2 protein-coding genes are annotated in these 1,181 nt (G+C 31.7%); both read left to right on the top strand.

The window, feature by feature from the left end; all coding sequences use genetic code 11:
• Positions 1-455 (top strand): sensor histidine kinase (locus tag F6K15_RS37940; RefSeq protein ID WP_293071265.1); only part of this gene is annotated, 455 nt, incomplete at its 5' end.
• A 77-nt stretch (positions 456-532) separates the two neighbouring features.
• Positions 533-1,181 (top strand): serine/threonine-protein kinase (locus F6K15_RS37945; RefSeq protein WP_293071266.1); only part of this gene is annotated, 649 nt, incomplete at its 3' end.

Genomic DNA, 1,181 nt, shown 5'->3' on the forward strand with positions numbered 1-1,181 from the left:
TTCTCAAACATCGCCTCAAAGCAAATCAACATCGTCCTGCTATTGAAGTAATTAAAAATTATGGAGATTTACCAAAAATTGATTGTTTTCCCGGTCAATTAAATCAGGTATTTATGAATATTATTGCTAATGCTATTGATGCTTTAGATGAATCAAATACTGGTTTAAGTTTTGCAGAAATTGAGGTTAATCCCAACCGAATTAAAATTACAACTTCAGTAGAAAATCAAGGAGTAAAAATTACCATTTGTGATAATGGTCACGGCATGAATGAAGAGGTTAAGGCTAAAATATTCGACAACTTATTTACAACTAAAGATGTGGGAAAAGGGACGGGTTTAGGATTGGCGATCGCCCGTCAAATTGTCGTCAAAAAACATGACGGCGAGATTCATGTTAATTCTAGACTCGGAGAAGGAACGGAATTTATTATTACTTTACCTAAATTAGCCTAAATAAAAGTAAATTTTTATTGACATTCAAATAAATAAAAAAACACGAACTAATCAATAATTATAAAAAAACTATAACAATGAAAAATAAATTTCAAAATCGTAACCCTAATTCAACCATTAAAATTCTCAACTATCAAATCACTGAAACAGTTTACTCGGGTAGTCGTACAATCGTGTACAGAGCTGTTCGTAATGTTGACCAATTACCTGTAGTTATCAAACTGCTGAAAAATTCTTATCCTAATTTCAATGAACTGGTACAATTTCGCAATCAATATACTATTACTAAAAATCTCAACTCACCTCTAATTATCCAAACTTATAGCCTCGAAATCTATCAAAATGGTTATGCCTTGGTCATGGAAGATTTTGGCGGTATTTCTCTTCAAGAATGGGCTGCATTTAAGCAAAAAAAATTATCTTTAATAGAGTTTTTAGAAGTAGGAATTACCCTGTGCAATGCCTTAGAAATCCTATATAGGGAGCGGATTATTCATAAAGATATCAAACCGAGTAATATTTTAATTAATCCCCACAGCAAAGAAATTAAATTAATTGATTTTAGTATTGCATCTTTACTACCAAAAGAGACTCAAACATTAATCAATCCTAATATTTTAGAAGGAACACTTGCCTATATTTCCCCAGAACAAACAGGCCGAATGAATCGAGGTATTGACTATCGTACAGACTTTTATTCTTTGGGGGTGACTTTTTATGAATTAT

This window comes from Okeania sp. SIO2B3, from assembly GCF_010672525.1.
GTDB lineage: Bacteria > Cyanobacteriota > Cyanobacteriia > Cyanobacteriales > Microcoleaceae > Okeania.